Annotated in this window: 15 protein-coding genes; 12 read left to right on the forward strand and 3 right to left on the reverse strand. The window is 69.3% G+C overall.

The genetic code is table 11. The features are described 5' to 3' along the window. Positions 1–19: 19 nt before the first annotated feature. The 5 genes from U5O44_RS22640 to U5O44_RS22660 are packed head-to-tail and all read left to right on the forward strand — an operon-like array spanning position 20 to position 3,267. Positions 20–295, forward strand: a complete 276-nt coding sequence (locus U5O44_RS22640; protein WP_322590693.1) for an AbrB/MazE/SpoVT family DNA-binding domain-containing protein — start codon at positions 20–22, stop codon at positions 293–295. Continuing rightward, entirely contained in the window at positions 292–720 is a 429-nt protein-coding gene (locus U5O44_RS22645; protein WP_322590694.1) for a type II toxin-antitoxin system VapC family toxin, read from the forward strand. The genes U5O44_RS22640 and U5O44_RS22645 overlap by 4 nt, the downstream gene beginning before the upstream one ends. Positions 721–733: 13 nt before the next feature. Further along, complete coding sequence (locus tag U5O44_RS22650) at positions 734–1,387, forward strand: LysE family translocator (RefSeq protein ID WP_322590695.1); 654 nt, start codon at positions 734–736, stop codon at positions 1,385–1,387. After that, positions 1,384–2,070: an SDR family oxidoreductase gene (locus U5O44_RS22655; protein ID WP_322590696.1), complete on the forward strand. Its 687-nt coding sequence runs from the start codon at positions 1,384–1,386 to the stop codon at positions 2,068–2,070. Before U5O44_RS22650 ends, U5O44_RS22655 begins: the two co-directional genes overlap by 4 nt. A 60-nt stretch (positions 2,071–2,130) precedes the next feature. After that, positions 2,131–3,267 (forward strand): acyl-CoA dehydrogenase family protein, encoded by a 1,137-nt coding sequence (locus tag U5O44_RS22660; protein WP_322590697.1) that lies wholly within the window; start codon positions 2,131–2,133, stop codon positions 3,265–3,267. Between the two features lie 227 nt (positions 3,268–3,494). Here the strand turns inward: U5O44_RS22660 and U5O44_RS22665 are convergent, their stop codons facing one another. Beyond that, positions 3,495–3,980 (reverse strand): Lrp/AsnC family transcriptional regulator, encoded by a 486-nt coding sequence (locus U5O44_RS22665; protein ID WP_322590698.1) that lies wholly within the window; start codon positions 3,978–3,980, stop codon positions 3,495–3,497. Positions 3,981–4,081: 101 nt separating this feature from the next. Between U5O44_RS22665 and U5O44_RS22670 the strand changes: the two genes are divergently transcribed. Both U5O44_RS22670 and U5O44_RS22675 read left to right on the forward strand, forming a co-directional pair. After that, the gene (locus tag U5O44_RS22670; protein ID WP_322590699.1) at positions 4,082–7,792 is read left to right on the forward strand and encodes an indolepyruvate ferredoxin oxidoreductase family protein; all 3,711 of its coding nucleotides are present in this window, start codon (positions 4,082–4,084) and stop codon (positions 7,790–7,792) included. A gap of 70 nt (positions 7,793–7,862) precedes the next feature. After that, positions 7,863–8,108 (forward strand): hypothetical protein, encoded by a 246-nt coding sequence (locus U5O44_RS22675; RefSeq protein ID WP_322590700.1) that lies wholly within the window; start codon positions 7,863–7,865, stop codon positions 8,106–8,108. A 44-nt stretch (positions 8,109–8,152) separates the two neighbouring features. Here U5O44_RS22675 and U5O44_RS22680 read toward each other — a convergent pair whose 3' ends face one another. Continuing rightward, positions 8,153–8,395 (reverse strand): hypothetical protein, encoded by a 243-nt coding sequence (locus U5O44_RS22680; RefSeq protein ID WP_322590701.1) that lies wholly within the window; start codon positions 8,393–8,395, stop codon positions 8,153–8,155. Between the two features lie 169 nt (positions 8,396–8,564). On the opposite strand from U5O44_RS22680, the gene U5O44_RS22685 reads away from it, so the two are divergent. Next, positions 8,565–9,632, forward strand: coding sequence for an ornithine cyclodeaminase (locus U5O44_RS22685; RefSeq protein ID WP_322590702.1), 1,068 nt, complete (start codon positions 8,565–8,567; stop codon positions 9,630–9,632). Here the strand turns inward: U5O44_RS22685 and U5O44_RS22690 are convergent. Further along, on the reverse strand, positions 9,623–10,042 hold the full coding sequence (locus tag U5O44_RS22690) for an Lrp/AsnC family transcriptional regulator (protein ID WP_322590703.1): 420 nt from the start codon (positions 10,040–10,042) through the stop codon (positions 9,623–9,625). The genes U5O44_RS22685 and U5O44_RS22690 overlap by 10 nt on opposite strands. A gap of 47 nt (positions 10,043–10,089) precedes the next feature. Here U5O44_RS22690 and U5O44_RS22695 point away from each other — a divergent pair, with 47 nt between their 5' ends. The 4 genes from U5O44_RS22695 (at position 10,090) to U5O44_RS23095 (ending at position 15,025) form a co-directional block, all read left to right on the forward strand. Then, complete coding sequence (locus U5O44_RS22695; RefSeq protein ID WP_416222230.1) at positions 10,090–11,220, forward strand: 3-deoxy-7-phosphoheptulonate synthase; 1,131 nt, start codon at positions 10,090–10,092, stop codon at positions 11,218–11,220. Positions 11,221–11,374: 154 nt separating this feature from the next. Further along, complete coding sequence (locus U5O44_RS22700; protein WP_322590704.1) at positions 11,375–12,142, forward strand: hypothetical protein; 768 nt, start codon at positions 11,375–11,377, stop codon at positions 12,140–12,142. Then, on the forward strand, positions 12,132–14,657 hold the full coding sequence (locus U5O44_RS22705) for an SUMF1/EgtB/PvdO family nonheme iron enzyme (protein ID WP_322590705.1): 2,526 nt from the start codon (positions 12,132–12,134) through the stop codon (positions 14,655–14,657). Before U5O44_RS22700 ends, U5O44_RS22705 begins: the two co-directional genes overlap by 11 nt. 155 nt (positions 14,658–14,812) lie before the next feature. After that, positions 14,813–15,025, forward strand: coding sequence for a hypothetical protein (locus U5O44_RS23095; protein WP_416222231.1), 213 nt, complete (start codon positions 14,813–14,815; stop codon positions 15,023–15,025). Positions 15,026–15,106: the final 81 nt, after the last annotated feature.

The raw sequence follows: 15,106 nt of genomic DNA on the forward strand, positions 1-15,106 counted from the left end.
GAACAAGGCGAGTCGCACGATGAGCACGGTTTCCATCACCAGCAAGGGTCAGATCACCATCCCGCTGAGTCTGCGCAAGCGGCTCGGTTTGCAGCATGGCAGCCGTGTGGAGCTGGTGGTCGTGAATGACCACCTGGAAATGCACTTGCCGGACCCACCCGCTGCCGCCAGCACACGGGCTGGCAGCGGTTTCGGTCTGCTCAAGAGTCCGATGTCCGCAGTGCCCGTCGATTTCGACGCTGCAACGCTGGCAACGCCTGGACCGCGCACGCGCAAGAACCCCCCTCATCGATGAGCATCGGCCTCGACACCAACATCCTGGCCCGCTACTACATCGAGGATGCGGGAGACACGGAAGCGCAAAAGCAGCGTGAACGTGCCCGGCAACTGGTCGAGTCAGGCCAGTCGCTGGTCGTCGCCAAAACCGTGCTGCTGGAATTCGAGTGGGTCATGCGCGGTTACTACCAGTTTTCTGCAGCGCAAGTGGCGCAGGTCGTGCAGCACCTGATGACGCTGCCGCATGTGCTGATCGAGGATCGCCCTGCCATTGAAACCGCCATCGCCTTGATGGCCGCAGACAGCAACGCACTGGATTTCGCTGACGCCTTGCACCATGCCAGTTACCGCGACTGTGAATCGATGGCCACCTTCGACGACCGACGGTTTGCACGGCGAGCACAGCGTCTGGGGCTGGTGCCACGCGTGATCGTTCCTCGCTGACGCGGAAGTGCCCATGTCTTTTCTCGGCCTGCACGACCTGCCCCTCTTCGCCGCCACGGTGCTGGTGCTCAACGCCACGCCGGGGGTCGATCTGGTGTTCACCATCAGCCGCACGCTGCAGCACGGCGTGCGCACCGGGCTGTCGGGGGCGGCGGGCATCAGCGCGGGCTGCGTCGTGCATGCGCTGGCGGCGGCCTTCGGGCTGGCAGCGCTGCTGGCGGTGTCGGCGACGGCGTTCGCCGTGCTCAAGGGGCTCGGGGCGGCCTACCTGGTCTGGCTGGCGGTCGGGATGCTGCGCAGCGCGCTGAGGCCCGCTGCACCCGCCGCTGCCGCAGTGACCACCGCGCCGGTGCCCGTGCCGCACGGGCGGGTGTTCCGGCAGGGCCTGCTGACCAATGTGCTGAACCCGAAGGTCGCGCTGTTCTTCCTCGCCTTCCTGCCGCAGTTCATCGACGCGGACGCGCCGCACAAGACGCTGGCCTTCCTCGCGCTCGGCGGCTGGTTCGTGCTGCAGAGCGCGCTGTTCCTCACCGCGCTGGTGCTGCTGACCGCGCGGCTGCGCCACCTGGGCGGCGGCTCGGCGACACCGGGTCGCTGGCTGAACGGGCTGGGCGGCGTGCTGTTCCTCGGTTTGGCGGCCAAGCTGGCCCGCACGGATTTGCCATGACCCCTCCGCCCCTTCCCTCCTCCGTCCTCGTGGTCGGCGCCTCGCGCGGCATCGGCCTGGAACTCGTGCGGCAGTACCGCGCCGACGGCGTGCGCGTCACCGCCACGGCCCGCGAGGCCGCAGGTCTGGACGCGCTCACCGCCCTGGGCGCCCAGGCGCTGCGGATCGACGTGGCCCGCATGGCCAGCGTGTCGGGTCTGGCCTGGCAGGTCGATGGCGAGGCGTTCGACCTCGTCGTCGTCAACGCGGGGGTCTACGGCCCGCGCCTGCGCACGCTCGACACCCCCGCCGACACCGACTTCGACCAGGTGATGCACACCAACGTGCTCGGCCCGATGCGCGTCATCCCGCAACTGCTCGACGCGCTGGCGCCGGGCGCCCGGGTGGTGTTCCTGTCGTCCACGATGGCCAGCCTCGGCGCGCGCCAGCAGACGACGGGCTGGCTCTACGCCGCGTCCAAGGCGGCGCTGAACTCGGTGATGAAGGACGTGTCGCTGGCGCTGGCCGACCGCGCCACCTGCGTCGCGGTCCACCCCGGCTGGGTGCGCACGGCGATGGGCGGGCCGCAGGGCCAGCTCTCGGTCGAGGACAGCGTCGCGTCACTGCGCACCACGTTCGCCCGCCTCGGCCCGGCGGACAACGGCACCTTCCTGAACCATGACGGCACCCCGCTGCCCTGGTGAATCGGCCCTGCCCGGCCCTGTTCTGCTCTGCTCACCACACAAGACCCCGGAGACACTCCCATGCTGCTCAGCGACGACCACCGCGCCATCCAGGACGCCATCCGCTCCTACGTCCAAGACCAGATCGCCCCCCACGCGGCGCGCTGGGACAAGGAACACCACTTCCCCGCCGCCGAGCTGAAGGGGCTGGCGGCGCTGGGCTGCTACGGCGTGGCCGTGCCGACCGAGTACGACGGCGCGGGCCTCGACTACCTGGCGCTCGCCCTGATCCTCGAAGAGGTCGCCGCGGGCGACGGTGGCACCTCCACCGTCATCAGCGTCAACAACTGCCCCGTCTGCTCGATCCTGATGGGCTTCGCCAACGAGGCGCAGAAGCAGGCCTTCCTCAAGCCGCTGGCGCGCGGCGACATGCTCGGCGCGTTCTGCCTGACCGAGCCGCATGTCGGGTCGGAGGCGGGCGGACTGCGGACCACGGCGGTGCGCGACGGCGACGACTATGTGCTCAACGGCGTCAAGCAGTTCATCACCAGCGGCAAGCACGGCGACGTGGCCATCGTCATGGCCGTCACCGACAAGGCCGCCGGCAAGCGCGGCATCAGCGCCTTCCTGGTCCCGACCACGACACCCGGCTACACGGTGGCGCGGCTCGAAGACAAGATGGGCCAGCACAGCTCGGACACCGCGCAGATCCTGTTCGAGAACTGCCGCATCCCGGCGGCGAACCGCCTCGGCGACGAGGGCCAGGGGCTGAAGATCGCGCTGGCCGGGCTGGAGGGCGGGCGCATCGGCATCGCCTCGCAGAGCCTGGGCATGGCGCGCGCGGCGTTCGAGGCGGCGCTGCGCTACAGCAAGGAGCGCGTGGCCTTCGGCGTGCCGATCTTCGAGCACCAGGCGGTGCAGTTCCGGCTGGCCGAAATGGCGATGCAGCTCGAAGCCGCACGCCAGCTCATCTGGCACGCCGCGTCGATGAAGGACGCCGGCCTGCCCTGCCTGAAGGAAGCCGCGATGGCCAAGCTGTTCGCCAGCGAGATGGCCGAGAAGGTCTGCTCGATGGCGATCCAGACCTTCGGCGGCTACGGCTACGTCAGCGACTTCCCCGTCGAGCGCATCTACCGCGACGTGCGCGTCTGCCAGATCTACGAGGGGACGAGTGATGTGCAGAAGATCCTGATCGGAAGGGCGCTGGCGGCGGGGTGATGCTGACGCACATTCGCTGTTTGCGAATGGCGAATGGCGAATGGCAGCGTCGGGTGGGTCAGTCGTCCAGCGGCTCGAAAAACGCATCGTCCACTTTGCCGGACAAGCCGGCTCGCACGACGAATTTTCAGTTCATGTAAAGCCGAATACTCCGGAGCCTTGCACCACCGATCTTTGAATGGTTGCACAGGGTCAAGCACCGACCCGTTGGCCGCAGCTGCCCCGGATCACGCTGCCCCACCCCCCGGCACCTCGATCGGCAGCCGTCCCTGCCCCTTCACCTCCCGCAGCACCATGCTCGACCGCACATGCGTGACGCCTGGCAGCTTGAACACCGTGTCGTGCAGGAAGCGGTCATACGCCTTGATGTCGCGCACCAGCACGCGCATCACGTAGTCGCTCTGCCCGGTCGTGCTGTAGCAGCTCACGATCGGCGGGCAGGCGGCGACGGCGCGCTCGAAGCGCTGCACCGTCTCCTCGGTGTGCGGCGAGAGGTTCACCTCGGCGATCACGCACAGGCCGAGCCCGACCTGTTCGCGGTCCACCAGCGCGGTGTAGCCGGTGATGACACCCCGCGCCTCCAGCTCGCGCAGCCGCTTCCAGCACGGCGTCGTGGACAGCCCCGTGCGCTCGGCGATCTGGGCGATGGACTGGCGCGAGTCGCGCTGCAGCTCGGTCAGGATCAGGGCGTCCCGGCGGTCAAGTTCATCCATTCGCGTGTCTCCGCAGCATCTGGTTGGTTCATTCCTATTTTCAGCCAAACAGGCGGAAGAAAAGAACCAGTCGATCGACCGAGCTGCCTACAGTGTTCGCCATGAACACCCCCCTCGCCACCGCCCACGCCACCGCCCACGCCACCGCCCACGCCCCGGTCCTGCGCGCCGACTACCGCCTGTCCGACAACCTGTGGGCCACGGCGGGCACGGTCTTCCTCACCGGCACGCAGGCGCTGATCCGCCTGATGGCGATGCAGCAGGCGCTGGACACCCAGCGCGGCCTGCACACCGCCGGCTTCCTCAGCGGCTACCGCGGCTCGCCGCTCGGCATGGTCGATCAGCAGGTGTGGAAGGCGCAGCCCCGGCTCGACGCACTCGGCATCCGCTTCCTGCCCGCGATCAACGAGGAGCTGGCCGCCACCGCCGTGCTCGGCACGCAGCGTGTCGAATCCGACCCGCAGCGCACGGTCGAAGGCGTGTTCGCGCTCTGGTATGGCAAGGGGCCGGGCGTGGACCGCGCGGGCGATGCGCTCAAGCACGGCAACGCCTACGGCTCGTCCCCGCACGGCGGCGTGCTGGTCGTCGCGGGCGATGACCACGGCTGCGTGTCGTCCTCGACGCCGCACCAGAGCGACCAGGCGTTCCAGGCGTGGAATGTGCCGACCGTGTCGCCGGCGACGGTGGCCGAGATGCTGGAGTTCGGGCTTTACGGCTGGGCGCTGTCGCGGTTTTCGGGCGCGTGGGTCGGGTTCACGGCGCTGTCGGAGGTGGTCGAAAGCGGCACGACGGTGGACCTCGACACCCTCGCGCAGCGCGTGGCCGCCTGGCAGGACGGCGACACCGTGTGCGCCCGCACCGGCTACACGCCGCCCGTCGATGGGCTGCACTACCGCTGGCCCGACCTGCCCTCGCTGACCATTGAGGCGCGGCTGCACGCCAAGCTCGACGCGGTGCGCGCCTTCGCCCGCGTCAACCCGATCGACCGCACGGTGATCGCGTCCGCGCACGCCACGTTCGGCATCGTCACCGCCGGCAAGGCGCATGTGGACCTGATGGAGGTGTTCCGCCGGCTCGACCTCTCGCCGGACGACCTCGCCGCGGCCGGCCTGCGGCTCTACAAGGTGGGGCTGACCTACCCGGTGGAGCCGACGCGGCTGACCGACTTCGCCGCCGGGCTGCGCGAGATCCTCGTCATCGAGGAAAAGGGGCCGGTGGTCGAGACGCAGTTGCGCGAGCTGTTCTACAACGCGCCCGCCGACCAGCGCCCCACCCTGCTCGGCAAGCGCGACGCGGCCGGCCAGCCGCTGGTGTCGGCGCTGGGCGAGCTGCGGCCGTCGCGGCTGATCGAGCTGGTGGCGCGCTGGGTGGCGGAGCGGTTTGCGGCGCTGGACCGGCGGCACCTGGTCGTCGATTTCACGCTGCCGGCGCTGCTGCACAACGACGCGGACGGCGTGCGGCGGGCGCCGTATTTCTGCGCCGGCTGTCCGCACAACACCTCCACCAAGGTGCCCGAAGGCTCGCGGGCGCAGGCGGGCATCGGCTGCCACTTCATGGCGACCTGGATGGACCGCGACACCGAGGGCCTGATCCAGATGGGCGGCGAGGGCGTGGACTGGGTCTCGCACGCGATGTTCACCCGCGAACCGCATGTCTTCCAGAACCTCGGCGACGGCACCTACTACCACTCCGGCTACCTCGCGATCCGCCAGGCGGTGGCCGCCAAGGCGACGCTGACCTACAAGATCCTCTACAACGACGCGGTGGCGATGACTGGCGGACAGCCGGTGGACGGCGTGACGAGCGTGGACCGCATCGCGCGGCAGGTCGAGGCCGAGGGCGTGCGGCAGGTCGTGGTGCTCAGCGACGACATCGCCCAATACGACGGCCAGCACGCCCAGTTCCCGCCCGGCACCACCTTCCACGACCGCAGCGAACTCGACGCCGTGCAGCGCCGCCTGCGCGAAGTGCCCGGCGTCACGGTGCTGATCTACGAGCAGACCTGCGCAGCGGAAAAGCGGCGCCGGCGCAAGAAGCAGGAACTGGTCGATCCGCCGAAGCGCTTGTTCATCCATCAGGCGGTGTGCGAGGGCTGCGGGGACTGCACGGTGCAGTCGAACTGCGTGGCCGTGCTGCCCGAGGAGACGGCGTTTGGCCGCAAGCGGCGCATCGACCAGTCGAGCTGCAACAAGGACTACTCGTGCGCCAAGGGCTTCTGCCCGAGCTTCGTCGGCGTGGTCGGCGGGCGGCTGAAGCGGCACGTCGGCGCGCTGGTCGGCGCAGCCGGGGTGGACAGCCCGTTCCAGCGCCGCATCGACGCGCTGCCGCTGCCCGCGCCGCATGCCTGGGCGGCGCCCTACGACCTGCTGGTCACCGGCGTCGGTGGCACGGGCGTGGTCACGGTCGGCGCGCTGATCGCGATGGCCGCGCACCTCGAAGGCAAGGCCGCCAGCGTGCTCGACTTCATGGGCTTCGCGCAGAAGGGCGGCGCGGTGCTGAGCTTCGTGCGGCTGGCGGACCGGCCCGAGCGGCTGCACCAGGTGCGCATCGACGCGCAGCAGGCGGACGCGCTGCTGGCGTGTGACCTCGTGGTGGGCGCCTCTGCTGACGCGCTGCAGACCGTGCGCCACGGCCGCACCCGCGTGCTGGCGAACACGCACGAGACGCCGGTGGCCGCGTCGCTGCACAACCCGGACGCGAGCCTGAAGGCACCGTTGCTGCTGGAGAAGATCGCGCACGCCGCCGGCGCCGCGCAGGTGCGCACGCTGGACGCGCAGCGGCTGGCGCAGGACTTCCTCGGTGACGCGATCGTGTCGAACATCGTGGCGCTCGGTTTCGCGTGGCAGGCGGGGCTGGTGCCGGTCGGGCTGGCGGCGATGCGGCGGGCGATCGAGTTGAACGGCGTGGCGGTGGAGAACAACCAGAACGCCTTCGCGCTCGGGCGGCTGGCGGCGGCGGACCCGGCGGCGTGCCGGGCGCTGCTGGACGAGCCGGCGGAGGACGCGCCCGTGGTCGAGCCGCTGGACGCCCTGATTGCACGCGGCATGGCGCACCTAACGGGCTACCAGCACGCCGCCTGGGCGCAGCGCTGGCGCACGCTGGTGGACGCGGTCCGACCCAACCCCCCCACCACCGAATCATGCGCGTGCACCTCCCCCCCCCCCTCCCCCCGAAAGGGGGAAACCCCCCCCGCCGCGGGCGACGGGGATGTCTTGTCGCTGACCCGCGCGGTAGCAACACAATTCCTGCGGCTGATGTCCTACAAGGACGAATACGAGGTCGCCCGGCTCTACACCGACCCCGCCTTCCGCCAAGGGCTTGACGCCCAGTTCGAAGGCGACTTCCAGCTCGAATTCCACATGGCCCCGCCGCTGCTCAGCCGCCCGAAGGACGGCCAGCCGCCGCGCAAGCTCCGCCTGGGCGGCTGGCTGCTGCCGGCGATGCGCTGGCTCGCCAAGGGCAAGGCATTGCGCGGCACCGCATTCGACCCGTTCGGCCACACCGACGAGCGCCGCACCGAGCGTGGGCTGATCGCCGCCTACGAGGCCCGCGTGCAGGAGCTGCTCGCCGCGCTGGCGGTGGACGCCTCGCCGCGGCGGCGCGCGCTGGCCGTGCAGATCGCCAGCGTGCCGCACACGGTGCGCGGCTTCGGCCACGTGAAACTCGCCAACCTCGCGCTGGCGCGGGTGCGGGAGGCCGAGTTGCTGCACCGCTTCGATCCGGCCCGTTATCCACCGCCCGCGAACCCCGGGGCGGGCGCGCCGGTGGCGGGGCAGTTCAAGGGCATCCGGGTCGAGCGCCTGTCGGGCTGAGGGCTGCCCCATATGGTGTCGGTGTCGCGGGCCACTCGACAATCGGGACGTCTCAACCCAGGAGTCCGCCATGTCTTCCCTGCCCTTGAAGTCTCGTTCGATCTGCTTCGCGCTGACCCTCGGCGCGGCGCTGCTGGCGGGGTGCGCCACCCCCGTCACGGTGCTGAAACACCCGTCCACAGGCGCGGTCGCGCAGTGCGGCGGCAGCCGCGTCGGCTCGGCGGCGGCCGGTCTGATTGGCTACAACATCCAGCGTGGCAGCGATGACCGTTGTGTGGCCGATCACCAGGCCCGTGGCTTCCAGCGGGTGCCCTGACCGGCGCGTGACGGCCGGCGCATGGCCAGCCCGCGGCCCCGCCGCTACGGCTTCGCCGGCCGCAGCCCGTCGACCTGCCGCTCGTAGTCTTCGCGCGAGCGGCTCATGTCGGCCAGGCAGCGGGCGCGGTCCTGGTGGTTGGGCAGCTTCATGCAGTGGTCGCGCTGCCAGGCCTGGCCGATCTGCCAGAACTGGTCGGTACTGCAGGCCGGCAGCAGGCCGAGGACGCCACAGGCGAGGGCCACGCCGGCAAGGCGCCGCAGGGGGGAGGATGGGGGCTGGTGCATGGTGGGGCAGGGTGGGATGACCGCCAGGTGACGGCAATGTGGCGGCAATGTGGCAGCGAAGCCTGTCATTTCGGCAGATACCGCAGCAGAACGCGACAGTTCATGCGCTTCCGCCTGACAACGACCTCCGGGAGACTCTACCGAAACCCCAGCGCTTCCGGAGACTTCGATGCACACCGCCGCCGCCACCACGGGCACCACCACCGCCACCACCCTCTACCTCGGCGTGGCCGACATGGTCCGCCTCGTCCAGCGTGTCGGCCTGCCCGCCTGCCTCCGGGGCATCGCCGAGCGCATCGAAGTCGACTTCCTGCGCTGGAACGACTTCGACAAGAGTGCCCGCCTGGCCTGCCACTCTGCCGACGGCGTGATCGAGCTGATGCCGATCGCCGACGCCGAGCGTTTCACCTTCAAGTACGTCAACGGCCACCCGAAGAACACCCGCGCCGGCCTGCCGACCGTGATGGCGTTTGGCGTGCTGGCCGATGTGGCCACGGGCACGCCGCGCCTGCTGTCCGAGCTGACGCTGACCACCGCGATGCGCACCGCCGCGATGTCCGCCACCGCCGCACGCCACCTCGCCCGCCCCGGCAGCCGCGTGATGGCGCTGATCGGCAACGGCGCGCAGAGCGAGTTCCAGGCCATCGCCTTCCGCGACCTCGTCGGCGTGCGCGAGCTGCGCCTGTTCGACACCGACCCGGCCGCCACCGCCAAGCTGGTGGCCAACCTCGCCGGGAACCTTGCCGGCGGAGGCCTGTCGGTGACGGTCTGCGCCAGCGTCCGCGAGGCCGTGCAGGGCGCCGACATCGTCACGACCGTGACGGCGGAGAAGGCCAACGCCACCATCCTGACGCCCGACCTGATCGCGCCGGGCATGCACCTGAACGCCGTCGGCGGCGACTGCCCCGGCAAGACGGAGCTGCACCCGGACGTGCTGCGCTGCGGCCCGGTCTTTGTCGAATACGCGCCACAGAGCCGCATCGAGGGCGAGGTGCAGCAGATGCCCGCCGACTTCCCCGTGACCGAGTTCTGGCAGGTGCTGGCCGGGCAGGCACCGGGGCGCACCTCGGCCGAGCAGGTCACGGTGTTCGACTCGGTCGGCTTCGCGCTGGAGGACTACGCCGCGCTGTGCTTCGTGCAGGACACGGCGCGTGCGCTGGGCCTGGGCCGCGAGATCGACCTGGTACCGCAGGCGGCGAACCCGAAGGATCTGTTCGGGGTGCTCCGTCAGCGGTAGCTTGCCAGCAGGATGCTGGTCTCGGTGGTGCGGATGCCCTTGATGAGCCGCACCCGCTCCAGCACCCGCGACAGCTCGGCCATCGAGTCCGCGCGCAGCTCGGCGAGCAAGTCCCAGCGGCCGTTGGTGTCGTGCAGCGCCTGCACCCCCGGCTCGCCGAGCAGGTTGGCGATGACCTCGCGGGTCTGGTTGCCCTCGACCAGCACGCCCATCCAGGCGCGGATCTGGTTCGGCTCAGCGTCCGGGCGCAGCCGCACGGTGTAGCCGACGATCACCTGCTCGTCTTCGAGCCGGCGCAGCCGGTTGGTGACGGTGCCGCGCGAGACGCCGAGCTTGGTGGCCAGCGCCGCGACGGTCAGCCGCGCGTCCTGGCGCAGCAGCGAGATCAGGTGGCGGTCGGTATCGTCCATCGGGGCAGTGTGCCTGCAGCCGGCGGCCGCGGCGCGACAATCGCGCCATGCGCATGACCGACACCCCCCACCTCGACCGCGAAGCCGGCCCACGCCGCAGCACCCGCGACACCACCCGCACCGACGACACCCGCATCGACGCCGTGCGCCCGCTCATCACCCCGGCGCTGCTGCACGAGCGGCTGCCGGTGAGCGAGTCGGCGCAGGCGCTGGTCGAGCAAGCGCGCGGCGAGATCGCCAATGTGCTGCACGGCCGCGATGACCGGCTGGTGGTCGTCGTCGGGCCGTGCTCGATCCACGACCATGCGCAGGCGCTCGAATACGCCGCGCGCCTGAAGCCGCTGGCGGACGAACTGCGCGGCGAGCTGGTCACCGTGATGCGCGTGTATTTCGAGAAGCCGCGCACGACGGTGGGCTGGAAGGGCTACATCAACGACCCGCACCTCGACGGCAGCTTCGCCATCAACGAGGGGCTGGAGCGGGCACGGGCGCTGCTGCTGGACATCCTCGGCCTCGGTCTGCCGGCGGGCAGCGAGTTCCTCGACCTGCTCAGCCCGCAGTACATCGCCGAGCTGATCTCCTGGGGCGCGATCGGCGCGCGCACCACCGAGAGCCAGAGCCACCGCCAGCTCGCCTCGGGCCTGAGCTGCCCGGTCGGCTTCAAGAACGGCACCGACGGCGGCGTGCGCGTGGCCACCGACGCCATCCTGGCCGCCAGCGCGCCGCACGCCTTCATGGGCATGACCAAGATGGGTGTGGCCGCCGTGTTCGAGACGACCGGCAACGCCGACTGCCACGTCATCCTGCGCGGCGGCAAGGCGCCGAACTACAGCGCGGCGGACGTGGAAGCGGCCTGCACGCTGCTGCGCGGCGCAGGCCTGCGCGAGCAGGTGATGATCGACCTCTCCCACGCCAACAGCAGCAAGCAGCACCGCCGCCAGATCGACGTCGCCGACGACATCGCCGGCCAGATCGCCGGCGGCGAGCGGCGCATCACCGGCGTGATGATCGAGAGCCACCTGGAGGAAGGGCGGCAGGATCTGCGCCCGGGCGAGCCGCTGCGGCATGGGGTGTCGATCACGGATGCGTGCATCAGCCTGGCGCAGACGGAGCCGGTGTTGCGGCGGCTGGCGGAGGCGGTGCGGGCGCGGCGGGCGGGTGGCGCCAGCGCGGCCTGAGCGTCGGCAAGCCGGGGCCTCACATCGTGTTGAGGTCATCGGCTGTTCTGGTCAACTCTATGTGAGGTGAACCTCGAACGCGGGCCGCGCCAGACAGCTAGCCTGCAACCGCTGACGCTATGCTTTTGCACTTTTCCAGCAGGGGGCAAAGCACATGAACAAGAGCGAGAAACGGCGGATCTTTCTGGCCTCATCGGCCGAGCTGGTCGAGGACCGGCGCGAGTTCGAGATCTTCATCAACCGGCAGAACGATCGCTGGCACGAGCGTGGTGTGTTCCTGAAGCTGGAGCTTTGGGAGAACTTCATCGATGCGATCTCGCAGACGCGGCTGCAGGACGAATACAACAAGGCGCTCAAGGGCTGCGACGTGTTCGTGATGCTGTTCTGGACCAAGGTCGGGATGTACACGGCCGAGGAATTCGAGACGGCGTTCGGGCAGTTCAAGGCGACGGGGCGGCCGTTGATCTACACGTATTTCAAGGACGCTCCGAGCGGGCATCCGCTGGACGATGACGATCAGGCCAGCCTGTATGCCTTCCGCAGCAAGCTCAAGAAGATGGGCCACTTCTACACCTCGTACAAGAACCAGGACGCCCTGTGCCGGCACTTCGGCGATCAACTGGAGAAGCTGGCGCTGGCTGGGGCATTCGGCACGTTGCCGGGGCCGGAGACGGCGGCTTCGCTCGCTGCGGCTGCTCCCACGAACACGGCGACGCTGCACGGCGGTGGTGCCATTGCGCAGGGCACGAATGCCCAGGCGGTTGGCCAAGGCGGCTTCATCGTCAACGGTGACAACCACGGCTCCATTAATACCGGCACCGTGAACACCGGCGGCGGCGGCTACTTCGGCGGCACGGTGAACGCACAGCAGGTCGTTGGCGGCAACCAGTTCAATCTCGGGAAGAAGCGCGATGGGCGCTGAACCCGCTCCATCCGTCCACACGGGCGGCGGCATGGCCGCGCTTGGGGACGTGACAGCCGGGCGCGATGTCATCGGCGGGGACCAGTACAACATCACGCTCCTGCTGCAGCCCGAGATGCTGGCCGGGCTGGTGGTGGTGCCGGACGAGTCGGCGCTGCGCTGCTACCTGCATGCGCTGATCGACACGCTGACGCCGCTGCCGCTCGACCGAATTGACACCCGCGCCTCGACCGGCGGCGAGCCACTTCGACTGGACGACGTGTTCGAGCCGCTCGACACGCGCACGCAGATTCCGCAAGGGCTGACGCTCGCGCAATGGCTCGACCCGGCGCGTCAGCGGTCGCGTGGCAAAACTGGTCGGGCGGGATCGTCGCCAGAGGAACAGGAACAGCGCCCGGTCACAGCCCTCGAAGCCTTGGCGCATCACCGCAGCCTGACCTTGCTCGGCGCAGCCGGCGGGGGCAAGAGCACCTTCGGCGCCTGGATGCTGGTGGTGCTGGCGCGGGCATGGCTAGGCGAGGAGTCGACGATGCTGGGAGAAGCCTGGCCGCATGACGCGCTGCTGCCGATCCGCGTGACCCTGCGGCATTTCGCGGCATCGCTGGCGCCGTCGGACGCAGGCACGGCCGAGCGGCTATGGACTTTCATCGCGGATACGCTGAGGGGCGCCGGGCATGAACTGCCCGTGAAGTACCTCAAGAGCGTGGCGATCCAGCGTGGCGTGTTCTTCCTGTTCGATGGGCTGGACGAGTGCGGCACGCCCGCGCAGTGCGAGCAGGTGCTGAGAGGCATTGAGGCACTGGAACTCAGCCTCGGCGGAACGAGGAGCAAGAGCCGCTTCCTGCGCACGGTGCGGCCGAACGCCTGGAAGGGCGACCTGGTGGCGGCCAAGGGTGAATACGCCCTGGCGGCGCTGACCGAGGCGCAGATCGATCACTTCATCGGCCGCTGGTACGACGCAGCGGATCGGCACGGCTGGAACTTGCGCGCCGATTCGGCCGTATTGGTGGCGGATCTTCAGCAGGCGAGTCGACGCCCGGAGTTGCGTGAACTGGCGGCCAATCCGTTGCTGCTGACGCTGATGGCGGCGCTGCACACGGTCGATCGGCTACCGGACGCCCGCGCCGATCTGTACAAGGAGGCGGTCACGCTGCTGTTGATGCGCTGGGATGACAAGCACAAGCATGGCGCGGGGGCCAGCCGGCGCCGGCTGCTCGATCTGCCGCATCTCCGCATCGAGAGCCTGTTGCCGACGCTGGAACAGGTCGCCTTCGAGACCCACGAAGCGAAGGAGTCGGCGGTCAGCGAATACCGGCTGTTGGATGGATTCCGGAAACTGTTCGCCGAGGTAGGCGACCCGCTGGGGTGTGCGCAGAAGGTGGTGACGTACATCGTCGAGCGTACCGGCCTGTTGAGCTGGGACGGTGGCGATCGCTCGCCGCGCCGCTTCGAGTTCCCGCACCGCAGCTTCCGCGAATACTTGGCGGCTTGTCACATGGCCCATCAGCCGGAGATGGCCCGCCAGTGCATCGCGCTGGCGCGCAGTGATCCAGCGCTGTGGGAGTTGCCGCTGGTGCTGGCGGCACGGGTGGCCGGGGCGGAGCGGGGCACATTGGCCGCGCAAGCCTTGGTGGAATCCTGGCCGCTGCCTGATTCGCCGACGGAAGCGGACTGGCTCTGCGCGCGGCTGGCCGGGTTGCAACTGAAGGAAATCGGCAAGGAGTCGGTGCTGGTCGAGCCGTATCGCCGGGTGATGGCGGATCGGGTCGTGGCGGCGCTGATGCGTGGCGCGTTTCCGAGCGAACCAACGGTCAATGGGCTGCCGGCGAAGGTGCGTTCCCGGTTGGGGGATGCGATCGGGGCGTTTGATCCACGCTTTGATGCGGAAAACTACTTTTTGCCCTGCGGCGATGACCTCGGCTTCGTTTCCATCCCCTGTCGCGACGACCTGCGCTTCGCCCGCTACCCGGTCACGGTGGCGCAGTTCCGAGCCTTCGTCGTAGACAGCGGCTTCGAGCCAGGTGACCCGGATTGCCTGCGCGACCCGGACCACCGTCCGGTGTGCTACGTCAACCACGCCGAGGCACTGGCGTACTGCGAATGGCTGACCGGCACGGGTTACCTGCCTGATGGCTGGCGGGCGGATCTGCCGGACGAGCACGAGTGGGAACACGCCTCGCGTGGCGGCCAACCGGGCGATTGGGATTACTGGTGGGACAAGAAGAAGGCGGACCCGGAGAAGGCGAACTACAACGACAGTGGAATCGGTGATACCTCGGTCGTGGGGTGCTTTCCGGCCAATGGATACGGGCTGTACGACATCCTTGGCAATGTCTGGGAGTGGACCAAGAGTCCCTACAGCAAAAGCGATAGCGATAGCGATCTGGTCGTGCGCGGCGGGTCGTGGTTCAATTCCGCGGGCGGCCTGCGTTGTGCCGCCCGCGGCGGGGGTCACCCCGGCAGCCGCGGCTACAACTTGGGGTTCCGTGTGGTGTTGCGGTGTTCCCCTGTTTGAATTCTCGGGTCTCGGCAAGCTCGGCACTCTGCTACTCGGGAGGCTCTGCGCTTCTGGAGGGCGCGCGGGGGAGACTTCCCCCGCCCGCCGCTGCAGGCGGCGTATGTTGGCCGCGCCAGCGTTTCACCGCGCTGGCCAGGCCGTCTGGAGAGGTCGTGCGCGGCGGGTCGTGGATCAATTCCGCGGACAACCTGCGTTGTGCCTACCGCAACAGGAATCACCCCGACAACCGCAACAACAACTTGGGGTTCTGTGTGGTGTTGCGGTGTTCCCATGTTCTTCAGCCCCTTCTTCTGGCCGTGTCGGCCCTCGCGACACGGTGGCGCATCGGTCACCCGCACCGACGGCGTTCCGGCAATGCGGGTTGACGTTCGCAAGGACGTTCCCCCGCCGAGGCGAAGGAAGAAGAACAGCGCCAGACAGGTCTGGTCCACTCGCCAGCCCGCCCG

Origin of the sequence: Sphaerotilus sp., assembly GCF_034519685.1 — a bacterium.
Lineage (GTDB): Bacteria > Pseudomonadota > Gammaproteobacteria > Burkholderiales > Burkholderiaceae_C > Sphaerotilus.